At 57.8% G+C, this 230-nt stretch carries 1 protein-coding gene; it reads right to left on the bottom strand.

Going from position 1 to position 230, the window contains the following annotated elements:
- Positions 1 to 227 (bottom strand): GTP-binding protein (locus tag KMS84_RS44945; RefSeq protein ID WP_256921697.1); only part of this gene is annotated, 227 nt, incomplete at its 3' end.
- Between the last annotated feature and the right edge of the window lie 3 nt (positions 228 to 230).

Genomic DNA, 230 nt, shown 5'->3' with positions numbered 1-230 from the left:
AAGTAACGGTAGGCAACATCGATGGTGATGCCTTGCTCACGTTCTGCCGACAGGCCATCGACGAGTAGCGCAAAGTCGAGGTCCTTGCCCTGGGTGCCATGTTTTTTCGAGTCGATCTGCAGGGCCGTCAACTGGTCGTCGGTCAACTGCTGTGCATCCCACAGCAAGCGTCCGATCAGTGTGCTTTTGCCATCGTCCACGCTGCCGCAGGTGATGAAGCGCAGCAGGTC

This window comes from Streptomyces hilarionis (genome assembly GCF_024539675.1).
Taxonomy (GTDB): Bacteria; Actinomycetota; Actinomycetes; order Streptomycetales; family Streptomycetaceae; genus Streptomyces; species Streptomyces hilarionis.
This window is presented reverse-complemented; position numbering and strand designations above follow the sequence as displayed.